Source organism: Sphingobacterium sp. UBA2480, from assembly GCF_002341965.1.
Lineage (GTDB): Bacteria > Bacteroidota > Bacteroidia > Sphingobacteriales > Sphingobacteriaceae > Sphingobacterium > Sphingobacterium multivorum.
Genome location: NZ_DDPA01000007.1, coordinates 570436 through 588217 on the forward strand (window position 1 = coordinate 570436; position 17782 = coordinate 588217).

At 40.7% G+C, this 17782-nt stretch carries 11 protein-coding genes; 7 read left to right on the plus strand and 4 right to left on the minus strand.

Going from position 1 to position 17782, the window contains the following annotated elements; all coding sequences use genetic code 11:
* Nucleotides 1-59: 59 nt before the first annotated feature.
* Complete coding sequence (locus tag B3600_RS15670; protein WP_286753611.1) at nt 60-1271, plus strand: GTP-binding protein; 1212 nt, start codon at nt 60-62, stop codon at nt 1269-1271.
* A 694-nt stretch (nt 1272-1965) separates the two neighbouring features.
* Nucleotides 1966-2652: a class I SAM-dependent methyltransferase gene (locus B3600_RS15675; RefSeq protein ID WP_112376012.1), complete on the plus strand. Its 687-nt coding sequence runs from the start codon at nt 1966-1968 to the stop codon at nt 2650-2652.
* Here B3600_RS15675 and B3600_RS15680 read toward each other — a convergent pair.
* Entirely contained in the window at nt 2636-3613 is a 978-nt protein-coding gene (locus B3600_RS15680; protein ID WP_286753612.1) for a hypothetical protein, read from the minus strand. The genes B3600_RS15675 and B3600_RS15680 overlap by 17 nt on opposite strands.
* A 234-nt stretch (nt 3614-3847) precedes the next feature.
* Here B3600_RS15680 and B3600_RS15685 point away from each other — a divergent pair, with 234 nt between their 5' ends.
* Nucleotides 3848-4909: a sensor histidine kinase gene (locus tag B3600_RS15685; RefSeq protein WP_286753613.1), complete on the plus strand. Its 1062-nt coding sequence runs from the start codon at nt 3848-3850 to the stop codon at nt 4907-4909.
* Nucleotides 4906-5619 carry a LytR/AlgR family response regulator transcription factor gene (locus tag B3600_RS15690; RefSeq protein WP_286753614.1) on the plus strand — a complete coding sequence of 238 codons (714 nt, stop codon included), beginning with the start codon at nt 4906-4908 and terminating at the stop codon, nt 5617-5619. The genes B3600_RS15685 and B3600_RS15690 overlap by 4 nt, the downstream gene beginning before the upstream one ends.
* Nucleotides 5620-5631: 12 nt before the next feature.
* Here the strand turns inward: B3600_RS15690 and B3600_RS15695 are convergent, their stop codons facing one another.
* Entirely contained in the window at nt 5632-5871 is a 240-nt protein-coding gene (locus tag B3600_RS15695) for a hypothetical protein (RefSeq protein WP_286753615.1), read from the minus strand.
* 261 nt (nt 5872-6132) lie between these two features.
* Between B3600_RS15695 and B3600_RS15700 the strand changes: the two genes are divergently transcribed.
* A complete protein-coding gene (locus B3600_RS15700) occupies nt 6133-7161 on the plus strand; it encodes a sulfite exporter TauE/SafE family protein (protein ID WP_286753616.1) in 1029 nt (342 codons plus the stop codon).
* Between the two features lie 136 nt (nt 7162-7297).
* Nucleotides 7298-9754, plus strand: a complete 2457-nt coding sequence (locus tag B3600_RS15705; RefSeq protein ID WP_286753617.1) for a PIG-L family deacetylase — start codon at nt 7298-7300, stop codon at nt 9752-9754.
* Between the two features lie 164 nt (nt 9755-9918).
* On the opposite strand, the gene B3600_RS15710 is transcribed toward B3600_RS15705, so the two are convergent.
* A complete protein-coding gene (locus B3600_RS15710) occupies nt 9919-10686 on the minus strand; it encodes a DUF4382 domain-containing protein (RefSeq protein ID WP_286753618.1) in 768 nt (255 codons plus the stop codon).
* Between the two features lie 134 nt (nt 10687-10820).
* Entirely contained in the window at nt 10821-13112 is a 2292-nt protein-coding gene (locus B3600_RS15715; RefSeq protein WP_286753619.1) for a family 20 glycosylhydrolase, read from the minus strand.
* Nucleotides 13113-13481: 369 nt separating this feature from the next.
* Between B3600_RS15715 and B3600_RS15720 the strand changes: the two genes are divergently transcribed.
* On the plus strand, nt 13482-17477 hold the full coding sequence (locus B3600_RS15720) for a hybrid sensor histidine kinase/response regulator transcription factor (protein ID WP_286753620.1): 3996 nt from the start codon (nt 13482-13484) through the stop codon (nt 17475-17477).
* Nucleotides 17478-17782 lie beyond the last annotated feature (305 nt).

Genomic DNA, 17782 nt, shown 5'->3' on the forward strand with positions numbered 1-17782 from the left:
ATAGCAACAATGTTGCATTTGTGTTGTTTTGTTTTTACATTTGTTTAAACGAAATTACTATGAGCAGCATTTCCAAAAAAGTTAAATTACCTGTCACTGTTTTAAGTGGATTTTTAGGTGCGGGAAAAACCACACTATTGAATCATATTCTACACAATAAGGAAGGCAAGAAAGTTGCTGTTATTGTTAATGATATGAGTGAAGTGAACATTGATGCACAAGCTGTTGAACGTGAAAATGTGCTTTCGCGAACAGAAGAAAAGTTAGTGGAGATGAGCAACGGATGTATTTGTTGTACCTTAAGGGAGGATTTGATGGTGGAGGTGGAGCGACTAGCGAAAGAAAATCGCTTTGATTATCTTCTTATCGAGAGTACTGGTATTTCGGAGCCTATTCCAGTAGCGCAGACATTCAGTTATAGTAGTGCTGACAATGGGATTGATCTGTCTACGTTCAGTTACATTGATACTATGGTAACTGTGGTGGACTGTTTCAATTTTGCTAAAGATTTTGGAAGCGCCGATACCTTATTAGATCGGAAACTGACGGATGACGACTATGACAATAGGGCAATTGTAAATCTGTTGACTGATCAGATCGAATTTGCCAATGTTATCCTTTTGAATAAGGCCGATCTGGTATCTGAGGAAACTTTGGGCACTCTCGAGTCTGCTATTGGGCGGCTCAATCCTGGAGCCAAATTAATCCGTACACAATTTGGACGTGTTGATCCAAAGGAAATTATGGGTACGAGCTCATTTGACTTTGATGAAGCTTCCTCTTCGGCTGGATGGATCAGAGAACTTGAAAATGAACATAGCCCCGAAACAGAGGAGTATGGTATTTCATCTTTTGTCTTTCGATCGCAACGGCCTTTCCATCCCCAGCGACTGCACAGTTATCTCAATGAGCGGTACCCACATAATATCATACGCGCTAAAGGTCTCCTCTGGTTGGCATCCCGGCCGAATCTTGCGATTAGTTTTAGTCAGGCAGGTGGCAGCGTAAGATTGGAAAGTGCAGGCTCATGGTGGAGTAGCATGCCCGAAGAGCAGCGTTATCAGTATCCCAGTTATGCCGAAATCAGCGCTGAACTTCTTAAACGTTGGCACCCGGAGTGGGAAGATCGAAAAAATGAATTGGTATTTATAGGTCAGCATCTAGATAAAGAAAAATATCTGTCGGAGCTTGAAGAATGCCTATTGACCGAAGAAGAAGGCGACGACTGGCGTTTTACTTGGTGGAAAGACGAATTTCCTAAAAATATTTAAAACCATTTGTGATCGGCATCGGTTAAAAAAGTAAGTAATGTAGGTTAGATATTGTATTTTTCGAAGGCCAGAATTAATTTTCTGGCCTTTTTTATACTGATTTGCCAGATGTTATCAAGATACGGTTATAAGCCTTCATCAATCGCGCTATTAAAAATATAGAAATCTATCCCTAAAACGCTTAATCATGATGGTCGAAGATCATCTTTATGATTCCGAAAATTTCAAAGAGTCATCGCAAAGATGTCATGGTAAAAGAACAGTATAGTTGAGGAACAATCATAGTCACTATGCATGATATAATTAACAATGAGCAGAGTGCTTGATTTTAATAATACCTAAAAGGTTTAATTTTATACCGAAATCAATACTGAAAAAGCATCAAAAAAAGAGTAGGCTTAACTTGAATGCAATTGAACGCATGCATACGCTGGGTAATATCTTTAAACCTGGGGTGGTGAAAGGAATTGATCTGAAAAAGTAATTGATAGACTTTCAAAAAAACAGCACTGATAGTCTAAAGATAAAACTTGCTCACGCATCAAAGGGGTGAAATTAGTAACGGGATTGTCAGAATATTAGTATGTTATTTAGAATTGTTTTAAATTACTGGTTTTCCATGTATATTTGAAATACAGAAGGGCACCCTTTCAATTGAATGCTAATTTTATATTGAATGATTATTGTTATATAAATGAATAAAGTAGAACTGTTTGAAAATGAGCGTGCAAGTGGCTATGATCAATTTGTTGAGAGCTGGATTCCCAATTACCATTATTTTTTAGATCAGTTGCCAAAGCTCCTCCGAGAAACTGAAAACAAGGATTTACTGGTGGTAGGATGTGGTACTGGAAATGAAATAGAACGTTTTGTCGACACAGCAGAATCTTGGACAATAACCGGGGTAGATCCGTCGCCTGAGATGATTAGCCAGGCCCTGGAAAAATTTGAAGCGGATGAGAATGTTCATCTTGTCGAAGGTGTGGTAGGTGATTTGGACGAAGAGAAACAATTTGGTGCTGCGACGCTTTTGCTTGTATTACACTTTTTAGAAGACAATGGCGAAAAATTGGTTATGCTCCAAGATATTTCCAAGAGAATGATGTCGCAAGCACCCTTGTTATTATTAGATATTACGGGCAATAAGGAGCAGATTCAACAAAACTTGCAGTTGTTGCGGCTTCTTCTGCCCAAGGGGATAGATGAAACACAGGTCGCTCAAAGATTGCGAAGAATCGAGCACGAATTGTTGCATGTCTCGGAAGAACGATTAGTCGAGCTCTGTGAAGAAGCCGGATTTGAACCTCCTGTTCGATTCTTTCAATCATCGATTTATATGGGGTGGATAACCCGAAAAAAAGATATTATTTCCTTTTCTTAGCAAAGGGATTGAAGGAAAGCCCCGCATTAATATAAAACGAAGGACCGGGATTTGCTTCCCATACATAATCGCGCTGGGTTTTGTTTTTTTCAAATACGCGTGCACGGGGTATGGTTTTTAGTCCTGATTTAAGGGTGGCAATAAAAGATCGGCCCAGGTTATGTTCATAAGTCAGACCCGAATTGATCTCCATCTGACTGAAGGTATATACTTTTTCAGCGCCCTGAAAGTTATAGAGGTAAAAGATCGTACTATTTAAATCGGAACCTATTGAAACGCGGCCATTCCGCAAGACCTCTTTTCGAAGGTAGGCTCCTTTAGGTAAGATGACATCAAGTATCATCCCATTGGCAAATTGTTGCTTGTAGGCAAAGGTTGGTAAAACCGGAATAATTGCTGCCGGATCTATAAAGCCGATGAGGCCCACCGCCATTTGAATCTCCCGCGTAGCTTTTAGTACCACAGTAGCAGATAATATCCCATTAATGCGTTCTATTGCTTTTTCACTCCCATTGGCAGCAACCGTTGCGGTATAAAATGCTACCTTGCCCCACAAACGTGAATAACGGGTAAGATTAAGTGATTCGTAATGATAATGATATTGATGGGTTGACTGTATGGTGGATTGTGCGATGGGGTCTAAACGATTGGAGTTTACAGAAGTGAACTGATAGCCAATATTGGTACCCAAGTTCCAGGTTCTGCTCTTTAAAAAATTAATGTTGATACTACCTCCGGCTTGGTACATCGATTCTACTTTTGTTTTAGGTAAATCCTGACCTTGGAGCTTTGATGAATAACGGTATCCTGTATTGGATTCATAGGTCAAATTGAGGACCCGTGTTATGGGAAATTTGTCGGTAACCACAGCCCTCACTTTTTGCTGCACGCTATCTTTAGTCTGTGCGATGGACGTGGATAGGCTAAGTAACAGCACAAACATTGAAAGTATTTTTTGCATAAATATATGATTAAAATCATTGTAAGAATAGCCGAAATTTGTAGGTGGGATTCTTTTTTTAGACCAACAGGTCTTCTTTTTATACAAAAGTCCATTTTGGGGGAACAGCGGAAAGAAAAGTTAAAAATCATCCATTAGTTTTGGTATAAAAAAAACAGGCCTTCGTATAAGAGATCGGGTACTTGCCAAGAAAAGCGCTATTTTTGTTATTCAGGTTAAAAATTGTTCTAAAGTATGCAGGACTTCAATAATAGCGTTGTTTTAAGGTATTTTACAGAAAATAAATTCAGGCCACTGCGACATGTGTTTTTTCTGATCGGTTTACTTTTACTTTTTGCAAATGCAAATTCGAGTTCTCATTTTCAGGGTAGTTATCGGTTTTATTTTTCTATTATCTTGTGGCTTGTATTTGTATGCATGTTTTACGCTAATATGTATGTACTGATACCCAAGTTTTTCTTTAAGGCTAAATATGAGCTATATGTCTTAGCATTGATACTGCTGGTAACGGCCAGTTTGCTGGTGGTCATGTACATTGCAAATTACATCTATTCCATTCATATTCCCGCTATAAAAAAACCGGAGTCGGACTCTATGGGGCTAGTCGCCGCATTATTTATCTGTATTCCGATTATTCTGACGACGACGACATTTAAGCTTTTTAAGCGTTGGTTGGAAGACAATAAGCGCATTTCTGAACTGAAAAATTTGGCGCTGACCACAGAGCTTATATCCTTGAAGAACCAGATTCAGCCACATTTTTTATTCAATATGCTGAACAATGTTAAGGCTTTAATTCGAAAAGATCCGAATATGGCTACGGAGGTCATCATGAAACTATCAGACTTTCTAAGATATCAGCTCTATGAAAATAATGATGATAGGACGCTTTTGAGGTCTGAAATCAACTTTATCTCCAATTTTCTAAAATTGGAGGAAATACGCCGTGATAACCTCACAACGCGTATATCCTGCCCAGCAGAATTGGAAAAGAAAGGTATATTCCTACCACCACATCTTTTTACAGCCTTTGTTGAAAACGCAATTAAACATAGTCTAAGCGCAGGCGCTGGTGATACCTCTATTACAATTCATTTTTCTGAAGCTAATCAGCAGCTTTGTTTTGAATGTGAAAATTCGAAAGATCCCGACAGCTTATTTGTCCGAAGCAAATACAGCGGACTGGGATTGGCTAATGCCAAAAGACGACTGGATCTCCTATATAGAAATGATTATGAACTGTCGGTGTCAACGACTGAAACATTGTATAGCGTTAAACTTACTATTCCATTATGAATTGCATTATTGTAGACGATGAACCCCTGGCTAGGGAAGAAATGAAAAATTTAATCGAAGAAATTTCGTCCATTCAGATAGTCGGTACATTTTCCAACGCGATATCAGCATTAGAATGTATTAAAACAAATTCGGTGGATTTGCTTTTTCTGGATATTGAGATGCCAACGGTTAATGGACTCGATTTTGCACAGTCTCTTCCCAATGACAAGCTGGTTATCCTGACGACTGCCTATGCGCAATATGCACTGAAAAGTTACGAATTGGATGCAATAGATTATCTGTTGAAGCCGATCAATAAAGACCGCTTAGCCAAAGCGATCGATAAAGCAATAGCCTATAAAAAATTACTAGCGTTAAAAGAAAATCAAAGTACGGTTGAGAACGCCAGTGAGGATGCACTTTTTATTAAATCGGATAGGAAATACTATAAAATTGCATTTACTGATATTCGCTTTATAGAAGCACTCAAAGATTATGTGGTTATTTATACCCGGAACAATAAACTGATTACTGCAATGAATTTGAAGACAATTCACCAGAAACTTCCGGTGAGCCTCTTTGCACGCACCAGTAAATCCTATCTGATTAATTTGTCCTTTATTGATTCATTTGACAACCATACTGTTTACATCGACAAATTTGAAATTCCGATCGGTGAAATCTATCGAGAAGCTTTCTTTAAACAATACACGGGAGGACTGCTGTAATCTACTGGCGGCTTAGGCAACTACAAAGCGATCCAGGAAATCAACTTGGATACCATAACCATGTAGGAACTTCGTCAGGTAGTCGATGGAGCACTCTTCTGTTTCGAACCTGAATATGGCATCCTCATCATCTAGATCGACAGTAGCATCTTGTACTTGTGGAAGATGGGTTTTGACCAATTGCATCAAAAACTCTTTCTTGCTTTTGGTCTTTACAGAACTTTTAAAAATCAACACTTGCCTAACTTTCATCCCGACTAATTTATATGTGTTCAAAATTATTTGATACCCTTAACGTATGGGATATCGTTACAAATCTATATTCTTCATTGCTTCACGCAACCTATATTATACGAAAGCATTTAGTTTTTATACAAAAACAAGGTTGAGCATTGAGCAGATGAATGGTGTAGATTATATGGAGAGGCTAGGGATATCAATTCTAAATTTCTACAGAAAGTCGGTGCATTTTTGTCAGAGGCTACAGTGAAGTAGTTTTTTTGTTGAAATCCTATGATAAATTTAGTTGTCCTGTTTTTAAGTACCATAGTCGCTTTTTGGATCAGTGCCATATGTGGAGGGGTAGCAAGCCTTATTCTTATTCCTTTATTGAATTTTATGTTGCCTTCATCGTTAATTCCATTTTCGTTGACGATTGGTACGTTTACCAGCTCAGTATCGAGAATAATTGTTTTTAAGCGGCATATCAACTGGAAGATCTTTCTGTGGTTTGTACCGTTTTCAATTCCGGCTGTACTATTAGGTGGATATCTGATTAAATATATAGAACCTTCCTATTTGCAGTTGATTGTTGCTTTTTTCCTCATGGGAAATATCCCTCAATTGTTTAAATCAAAAAATGCAGCGTTATCTTCGGAAAGTAAGTGTTCGAAATCTTTTTTGGCAATTATAGGTTTTCTTTCGGGCTTTATTTCAGGAATTACAGGTGCAATCGGCTTGTTGTTCAATCGGTTTTATTTGAAAATGGGGCTTTCCAAAGAGGAGATTATTGCCACCCGTGCTGCAAATGAAGTGTTTTTACATCTCGTAAAACTTATTATTTATATTATTTTAGGTCTGTATTCTAAGGCAGCGCTGGGACTGGGCCTGGCAATTGCCGTTGCAACAATAGTCTCATCATTTACTGTTCAGTTTATATTACCCTACCTCAGCGACCAGGTATTTAAAAAAATAGGTTATGGTGCTATGGTGGTTTCAGGGGCGATATTGCTGGCAGGTAGTTCGCGTAAGATTGTCGATCAGAATGACGTGCTGATAGCCTTAGGTCGCTCGAAGAATAAAACTGAAATTGCATTGAGCTGGCGAGACACAAATTTTGTCTTGGAATTTAGTCAGACGCATGGCTTAGAACTCGAACGATCTATCCACTGGACTGGTTTACCACTCAAACTTCAGCAAAAGTATTTTGCCCTTAGCAAAAAACATAATAGTATCTATATCGAAAAGGTTATACGTTTTAGAAGGAAGGCTAGTTATGAATTTTACTGTCATAAAGAAGGTGTGTTAACACGATTGGATTAAATTGTCTCTTGCCTTTTTATTTTAAAATGCTTATTTCTACTGGTTTTAAAGTGTATTGATATATAATCTATCTATTTAGTAGATTATTGAAAAATATTCCTATATTTGAACCGAAGAATTATTTAGCAGGAAGGATATGGCAATGGAATTTTTAGCACAACAGGCACAAACGCAGCATTTAAATCAAGCTTTTTCAAGTAAAAAACAAATGATGATGCGCGGGCTATCTATGCTTAAAATTTCGGATCGTGTTTTATATACCGGTGCCCATCCAGACGATGAAAACAATAAATTATTGACATTTCTAGCGCAGGATCAGGTGGTCGATACTGCCTACCTTTCTGTTACGCGAGGTGAGGGAGGACAGAATTTTATAGGTAGAGAAAAGGGATTGGATCTGGGGGTACTTCGGGTGCAGGAGTCACTTGCGGCACGTGAAATTGAGGGAACAAAACAGTTCTTTACACGGGCAAAGGATTTCGGCTTTGCAAAATCAGTCGATGAGACGTTGGCGCGATGGGATGAAAATGGTGTACTGGCAGATATGGTATGGACTATCCGTTATTTTCGTCCCACTGTAATTGTAACGCGATTTTCGCCGAATGTCCCTGACTCGCATGGGCACCATCAGGCCTCAGCAATCCTAATGGCGAAAGCTTTTGATCTGGCCGCTGATCCAACAGCTTACAGCGAACAGTTAGCAGAACTAGCACCTTGGCAAGCTCAGCAATTGCTGTGGAATGTATATCAGGAGAGTGGTGTTAAAGATATCGGCGGAGAAGTAACACCTTTGCCAGCATATATTTCTTTGGATATTCCTATAAGACATGGCTCTTTTGACTTACATTATGGTGAAATTGCAGCAGAAAGTCGTAATCGACATCGTTCTCAGGCCATGGGAAGTTTGGCGCAGCATCACTCTAGTATCGAGTATTTTGAAGTATTAAAAAGTGCATCGATCAATTCAGAGGCTGTGAATACTATTTTTACGCATTGTTCAGTGCAAGATTCTTATGCAAATGTATTCAATCGGTTGGTGGATGACCTTATCGCAAAATGTGAGTCTGATACGGCAGAGCTTACATTGGAGCTTGCTTCGATTTTATTTTGGATGAAGATCGTTCCCGAAGATAATATTATTCATAAAAAACGAGCTGAGGTAGAACGTCTGCTACTTGATTTTGCTGGTGTCTCATTAGAAGTACAGGCTTCTAACGCCCTATGGGTGCCGGGAACCGAGGTTAATATGATCTTGCATGCGCATATTCCAGTGGAGTCTAATTTGCAGTTGACAGCGGTAAATGTTCCTTTTATAAGGGGGGCAAGGCAAATAGATCTTCCCTCGTCTCCATCGAAAATGATCCATTTGAATGGTCAGCTTCTTGATACAATTTTACCTTCTTTTCCAACTTGGCTTAATGCTAATGGTGACGCACATAATTATACACCAGAATCGTCTGCTGATGTTGTATTGACACAATATGGGACCGAATTGTTGGTTCATCTGGAACTGGAATTTGCCGGCTTACCGATCGCGATTAAGCTTCCTGTAAGACATGCAGGTAGTCCCGTTGTCGTAGCTCCCCCGGTAACAGCAGCATTTGATTCGGATATCGTTGTGCTGTCTAAAGCGACCCAACGTTTAGTTGCTTTGGAGCTGCAATCCAATATAGCCGAATCCTTACCTTTTAAAGTGAGGTTAACGCTTCCGGACGGATTGAGCGCATTTCCGAAAGAAATTGATCTCAACATCGCAGGTAATGCAGCGGAAAAACTTTATTTTGAGTTGAGTTCAGCAGCATCACAGGAAGAGATTCAAGAGATTGGATTTGAGATTGAGACCAGTTCAGGTATATATCCGTTCACAGCTAAAAGTATTGTTTATCCGCATATTAACAAAGTAACTTACTTTCCCAAGGGAATACTACGGGTGCTGAACTTGCCAGTGGATATTACGGCCCGGAAAGTTGCTTATATTTCGGGGATGAATGATGAACTTGGAGGGAGCTTGTGCCAACTTGTTGAGCAATTGGATATTATTCCATTTGAGTCCATTGGTGAAATAAATCTCTTCGATTTTGATGCAGTGGTCCTGGGAGTACGGATTTACAATACTCATCCCTTAATTGCGGAATTTCATCAGCTTTTCCGTGACTATGTGGAGCAGGGCGGTGTATTGATAGGGCAGTATAATACGCCATATGATTTGCATTTGACTGAGGTTGGGACTTATCCTTTAGCTGTTTCTCAGGAAAGAATTACAAATACAGAAACCCGCATTTCATTTTTGGACCCATCCCATCGTATATTGAACTACCCCAATGTAATTAGGCAGCATGATTTTCAAAATTGGGTGCAGGACAGGGCACTTTTTTTACCGCAAAAATGGAGTGCAGACTTTGAACCAATACTACGGGGGCAAAACGCAAATAATCAGCATGAAGATGGTTTGTTGCTGCTTCGCAAAACAGGAAAAGGTTATTATATCTACAATAGTTTGTCTCTATTTAGACAACTGCCTGCAGGAGTAGCGGGAGCATATCGTCTTTTTGCCAATATGCTTTCACTTTCATCAGTCTCAGATACTTATTGATCAATAAGTGTTGTAGGCGAGATGATCTAAAAATTGAATCAACACATTTTCGTGGATGGATTAGAAGACCGCTACAATTAAAATGCCCCAAATAGTGGTAACTATTTGGGGCATGTCCAATTTTACGATAGGTTTCTTATCAGATACTTTAATCCGATCGTATGTTATTGTACAGAAATAATTCCTAAATCTTTCACACTTCCTTTGGCCACTTGTACGCCTTCAATGCTTTTGTTCATGTAACCAGCTACTGAAGGTTCGACAACAATCTTGTACGTGCCTTCAGGCATACCAGGAAAGTAAAACTTTCCGGCTGAGTTTGCCAACGTACCTACAGTATCTACACCGGTAATAGCAAATACATTGGCTTGTGATTCCGCAGGACTAACTGTGCCAGTGATTGCTCCAGATGTGGCCACTGGGATGGCGCGAATAACGGGTTTAAGAAGATATTGATCGTTGCCCGTCTTTACAATCGATTTTGACGCATCAAAATCCAAAAGAAGTGTGTACGCTACATCCGGAATTAATTCATCTTGTACTTTAAGTTTAACGCCAGAGGACTGTCCGCTAGGTGTTTTTAGCGGATGTACAACGCCATTGACCCAAATTTCATTTCCTGAGTCATTAAGTTTGAGCCGAATTTCTTGGATCATACCAGAAGGAACATCCTGTCCGGCTATGACGGTATCTTTTCCCATTGTATAATTCAAAATATTAAATGGATCGGCGGCGACATCTATCGTTGTGCTACCCGAAGTAGTTCGGATCTCGATCGCATCGATGTGAAGATTGATCGCGTCATAGTAACCTGGAGCATCCGTAATTTTTACTGTGACAGGTGTTTTTTGTGAGGAGGGACCATCATTTTTGCTGCAGCTGCTTAAGAACACTAGGGTCGCTAGAGCAAGGAGAATAAAGTTCTTTTTCATAGTTAGTAACATTATGGTTACAGCTGAGCAAAACTTATGCCATTCTATAAATAAAACAAAGTCCCCAGGCCAAAAAAAATAACCCCAGATGGAATTGACCATACTGAGGTTGTTTCTATACTTCATAATGATTATTAATCCTTTTTATGGAAAAAGGACTCTTTGGGAATATCAATTACCTTTGAATCATTGAGACTGTATTGAAGTTTTAGGGTAAATCCGCCTCCAGCTTCAAGGAAATCTACAGCAATTGGATGGTAGCCTGGTTCTAAAGCAATCTGTCCACTTTTCATAATCGGTGCATGCTGTCCGTCATTATTGACGACGAGCTGATCATGGATTCGCAAGACACCACCATCATCGCAGGTGAAGTAGAAATTATAGATTCCCTTTTCTCTCACATAGAGATAGCCTCTAATTTTTGCGCCAAAAGAAGGCATTTTGATGGTATCGCTCAGCGCCACATTGCTGATTACTTCCCGGCGTACTTCAGGCCCTGTAATGGCCGAAGTGTTGGCAAAAGTTCCATTGAAAAGTGTTGCCATAAGCCCTGGGGCTATGCTATTTTCATTGGGTTTTACGCTCTTTTTCCAGGTATCATTTTTAAAATCAACCTGATAAAGTTCACTTTTTGCACCGGAAGAGGAGATTGTTGCAAAACGAATTGGCCCTTCTTTTTTAACCACGAGCGAACCGTTCAATACTGGGCTCTGCTGTGTTGGAAGGCTACCATCCGTTGTATAGTGTATTTGATTCTGTGGAAGTTCATTTACAACCTTTAGAACAGATTGTCCGTCAACAATAACCTGTGTTTCGGCGAATCCTGTGAGGTCTGGCATACGATAGCGTAAACGCATTTTGTTCCAAAGTCCAAAGTGCGCAATTACTCGATTTCTATAGCTATCATACAGCGGTTTGTTGGTCCATACACGTTCTGATAAAGCGCTTAACCGCGGGAGAATCATAAACTCCAACCGGGCGGTGGAAGGAATCATTTCTGTCCAGATATTGGCCTGAGCACCTTGGATCAGCGGTGCTTTTTGGCTGGAAATATCCGTAGGTTCGACATTCATATTGTACACGGCATCCAGACTGCTGCTATTGGGTAAATAATCAAAATATAGCGGGTTTGTAGGTGTCATAACGACCCGGTGACCACGGTTTACAGCTTCTATCGGTGCATTTTTTACCCAACCACGCCAGTACATCACCATCATGCTCGTGTCCGAACTACCGTCTAATATTTCATCCCAACCAATGCTCTGTTTATTTTTTGAACGAATAAAACTGTTTACTCGTTTGACGAAATAACTTTGAAGATCATGTAAGTTCGCTATTTGCTTTTCTTTCATAAAAGCTTGAGCCGCTGCTGATTTTGACCAGGAGTCTTTTTCGACCTCATCGGCTCCGATGTGAATATAATGCGAAGGGAATAAGTCAATAATTTCGCCTAGTACGTTCTCAACAAAGGTATAGCTGCTCTCTTTCCAGGGGCTGATGGGGACAGAAAATTGCTTTCCCCAGCCCGCGGATTGGCTGTCCAATAGGAGTTCAGGATAGGCCTTGGTAGCCACCATCATATGTCCGGGCATGTCTATTTCAGGAATAATTTCTATCTGGCGACTGGCCGCATAGGCAACAATGTCCTTGATATCTTGTTGTGTATAGAAACCACCATATTCTTCCTTTCCGTTTGTTGTGCGGATCAGTTCCTTCGGTAGATTAAAGTCGGGGTTCTCTTTGGCTTTCACAAAGCAGGCCGAATCTTGGTTGTTATAAGTACGCCAAGCCCCCTGTTCGGTTAGTTTAGGGTATTTCTTGATTTCTATGCGCCAGCCTTGATCGTCCGTTAAGTGCAAGTGAAATTTGTTGAACTTATAGGTTGCAAGCAGATCAATGAATTTATAGATATAATCTTTTGGAAAGAAGTGGCGGGCTACATCGAGCTCAACACCGCGCCATTTGAAAGCGGGCTGATCTTTTACGGTTACATAGGGAAGAGCAAACTTACCTGTTGTTCCCGAAAGTAGATACAATTGCTGGACTGTCTGTAAACCATAAAATGCGCCCTTTTCTGAAGAAGCGATTATTTGTATACCTTTTTGATCTATCTTCAATTCATACGCTTCATTTGAGAGGCCCTGGACTTTGATCAATTGCAGCGTGGCGTTTGTCTTCTTCACGCTTTTTTTGTTCAGTTGACCGAATAGCGATTGGTTGATCCATGCCGGCAGTGACGTAGAAGAAAATGCTGGATCAATAGCGTAGCCCAATTCTTGACCATTTAGCTGAAAAAGGCCCGGCCCGGCTTCCAGCTGTTGAGGAAACGGAATAAGTTGAGGAAGTATGTTTTTTTGTTGCGCAAAACTTAATGTCGGCAGGTACAGGGCACAGGATACAAGTAAGGTTGAGAAGATTTTATTCATAAATGTGTTTTTTGTGATTCACAAGTAGTTTTAGATTTTGCTGCAATATACCAATATTTCAGGTATCGGCCGGCAATTTTGGTTGATCTGTACTTCTTAGCATTATAAGCAAAGCATTTCTCCTAATATTGTTATAAATGTTTGTTCGACATTTATATATTTATTCTTATCTTTAACTTGAAAATAACCTGTATTTGAATAGGCCTATAGTATGTTTATATCTTGAATATTTTCATTGCATAATTATTTTACTGCTGTTTTAAACAAGATCGTAAAAAGTTGCCTGTGGGTTGACTGCTTTGATATTTTGCAGAGAAGCCTTTCAATAAAGTAGGTTGGTGTTGTTAATTTATTGGTGGTGGTAGAGCTATGAAAAATTTTCTTATTAGCATTGTTTTCTTTTGTCAGTTGGCCCACGTTTATGGACAGCCTAATCGCGTCCATTTTTTCTCCCTTCAAGATGGTCTGACCAATCAGCAGGTGCTGGATATTGTGCACGATGATGACGGATTTATGTGGATAGCCAGCGAGCTGGGATTGAACCGGTATGCAGGGAAGTCTTTTAAATCATTTTATGCAACAGACAAGCCGGATGGGCTATCGGTCAATAGTAATGAAATCAATACCTTGCTTTATACCGACAAGAAATTGTATATCGGAACGCGGTCCAATGGCCTGAATGTACTTGACTTACGTACAAATAAATTTAGCTATTACACACATGACGCTACTAATCCGAAATCCATCGCGACAAATGATATAACCGATATGATTGAAGGGAAAGATGGAAAACTGTGGCTGGCCACCTATCATCAAGGTGTACAGCATTTCGATCCAATAACCAAAGAGTTTAATCATTTCAATAAGAAAAATTGTCCCGGACTTCCCGAGAATAGTGTTTGGTCCTTAGCTGAAGATCGCAGTAACATGCTTTACATTGGGCATGTAAATGAAGGCCTGACAATTTTGGATCCCGCCCGTCGGTCACTGAAACGATTGACTAATCAGAATACATTGGGTAAACTTCCTGATAATGAAATTAAAGTGTTGTTTTGCGATCAGGGGGGGAATGTGTGGATTGGAACCCGTAAAGGGTTGGCTGTATATCATCCGGCTTCAGGTCAATTACAGCAAGTCCCTTTGGCAGGATTAGCAAAAAATGGGAATGAACCTTTTGTCTACGCAATCAAGGAAATTGGCAATACCTTATGGATAGGAGGCGAGTCATCGCAACTATTTTTGTTGCAGCCGAAATATACGTTTGATAAACGTTTTGAAGGCGTGCAGCACATACAGCTTGTTGATCTTGGCAAAGGTAATAATACCATGGTCCAGCATATCACTCCGGATCGGTTCGGAAATATTTGGCTGGCGTTATATGGTGGAGGTGTAGGGGTTGTTTCGCATATGGCTTCTTTTTTTAGTGTTTTTCCTTCAGACAATATGTTACCTGACCGATTGGCAACAGTAAGTAATGTATTAACTGGTGAAAATCGGACTCGACTGGTAACTGAGGGCTCGGGTATAGTAGAAATGAATGCTGGAGGCCGTTTGTTGGGACAAATTACCCAAAAAAACGGATTGCCCGACGATTTTATACTTACGGCATTTAAGGATCGGCATCAGCATGTATGGATGGGATTGCGGAAGGGCGGGATTGCTGTCCAATATGCTGGATCTTCCGATTGGCATATGATCGATTTAGGGGAGTCGGTGACCGAAGTTCGTGCGATATATGAGGATCATTTGGGGCACATTTGGATTGCTGCCCATCAAGGTCTTTTTATATACGATGGAGTGGCACACCATGTTCAAAAGCTTCTGATCAATAAGCCTATGCTTGGTGATTATGCACCGCGAACGCTAGTGGAAGATGGTCAGCACAATATGTGGGTAGGAACTTATGGGCAAGGACTCTATGTATATAATTCCGACCGTAAACTGCTTCGTAAGATGGACAATAAGAGTGGATTGCGCAATAATACAATCAATCATTTGCTACGCGATAGAGATAATAATATTTGGATCGCTACAAACCACGGATTGGCCATGCAGGATGCAGGTAAGAAAATCGGTGATCTCGCAGTATTGTTACCCCCGGAAGGTAATGCTTGGCTGTTTGTCAATGGAGTTGCTGAGGATCATACCGGAAATATTTGGTGCGCAACCAAATCGGGGATGTTGCGCTATGTCCCGCAAGAGAGGCGTTTTCTCCACTACGACCAATCCTTTGGTTTACCCTTGGGTGGCTTTATCAACGGAAGCGTTGGAAAGGATGCAGAAGGACGCCTGTATTTTGGGATGCAAGAAGGGATGTGTTATTTCAATCCCACAGCTATTCCATCCGATTTACCTAGTTCACCTGTAAGTGTGAGCCGATTTATTGTTTTTCAATCGGGCGAATCCAATGCGCAGGTAGATAAATATCCCTCGGGCAAAAAGACTATTACGCTCAATTATGATGAAAATAGTTTTCGCATCGAACTTGCTGTCATGGATTTTGCTTTGGATGGATTGGTCGAATTTGGGTATCAATTGGAAGGACTCAATAATGACTGGATTTTTTTGGGCAATGAGACAAGCCTCGATTTTCGTAATATTCCCTATGGTGAGCACGAGCTGCTCATTCGTACGCGAATGAAAAACGGTCAGTGGTCGCAAGAGTATCAACGGCTGCTGATTAACATCGCGCCACCTTTTTATTTGAGCTTACCTGCTAAGGCATTTTATATGCTACTCGTGCTTCTGATTGGATATGTGATTATATCCTTTTATTTCAAAAGGATGAAAGCCGAATCGGAACTCAAACTTAAAGAACGGCAACATCTACAAGACGAACAGCTGCATGCCGAGCGGATGAACTTCTATACGCATATTACCCATGAATTACGTACACCCCTGACGTTGATCCTGGGTCCCCTTGAGGATCTGTCGCAAGAAAAGCAGCTTGCTGAGAAACACCGTGCGTTGGTTCAGACGGTTCAGAAAAGTGCCAATAGACTTTTCACATTGGTCAACCAGCTTTTGGAGTTTCGGAAGGTAGAATCGCAATTTAAACCCTTTGTTCCCGAAGCAGGATCCTTGGGCGAAATGCTCGCCGATCTGACACATAAATATAAAACATTGAATCACAAACCTGGTCTTCGCGTATCGTCCGAGCTCCCTGCCGAGGATATACGTACGTCGTTTGATGCAGAAATTGTGCAATTGATTGTCGACAATCTATTGTCGAATGCGTATAAATACACAGCGTCGGGCTATATTAAACTAAGCCTGCGCTACGAAGGTGCAGATCTAAATCATTGGGCCATATTGTCTGTAGAAGACACGGGGGTTGGTATTGCCGAAGAAGATATTGAGCGGATTTTCAAAAAGTATTATCAGATTCCAGGCACAGGTACGCAAGGTACAGGAATTGGCCTTGCTTTGGTCAAGGAACTAGTTGCAATACATCATGGAAAGGTAGAGGTAAGTAGTACGTTTGGGCTAGGCACTACATTTACGGTCAAGCTAAAAGTAGATCAAGTTGTCGCACAAGAAAGCGAACGGCCCACGGCTTCGCAGCGCCCCCTGATTCTACTGGTCGAGGACGATTCGGAGCTCAGGGAGTATCTGGGAACTACCCTGCAAAGGCATTATGATGTGGTACTTGCTGAAAATGGAGCTGCGGGCTATAAAACGGCGATGGCACGAATACCTGATCTGGTGATCAGTGATATTATGATGCCCGATATGGATGGCTTTGAGCTGGTACAGCAGCTCAAACAGGAACGCAGTACAAGTCATATTCCACTGCTACTATTGACGGCGAAAAACACCGATGCAGACCGGCAACGGGGCTATGATCTGGGGATAGACTCCTATCTGATCAAGCCTGTTACGGCAGCGTTACTCTTCAAACGTATCGACAACCTATTGAGCCGACAGAAACAGATCAATGAACTGATTTTGGAAAGTTTAAACAGCAAATCACCCTATTCAGATGATTATACCGAGCAAAAACCTCCTGAGGAGCTGTGGCGGGAAAATGAATTTGTTCAGGACTTTATGCAGATTGTCGAGCAGCATATGCAGGATGAAGTATTGGACGCTGCTGCCCTTGCTGACCGAATGAATATGAGTCAGTCTACCTTATACCGCAAGTTGAAGGGGATCACAGGTAAAAATATCAATCAGCTGGTTCGCAAGATACGTATCCATAAGGCTGCGGATCTACTTCGGACGGGGAAATATAATGTGACTGAAGTGTCGTTTATGGTCGGAATCAATAGTGCGATTTATTTTCGGCAGTGCTTTAAGGAAGAGTTTGGCCAGCTACCTTCCGAATACCAACGAGCCGACAATAAGATCCGGGTAACGTATTAAAAGAATACACAAAAGCTCATAATGCCCCTGCTACTCCTCCGTGGCGAGGGGCATTTTTTTTCGCATAAAACAGCCTCGCCATGGCAGACCGATAAAAGCAGGCTCAGGTTTCATCAAACAGGAAATATGCCTTAAATATATTATAAAAGCTGTTTTTGACTGAAAATTATATGATTTTTGACGGATTTGTATATGATGTAATGCTGCAAAATGGGCTAAGTTTGAGGTATTATCCAATTATAAAATCTAGGTAGGGGTGGCAACGATGCAAAAGAAATAACCAAAGTAGACCATAGTTTACCATC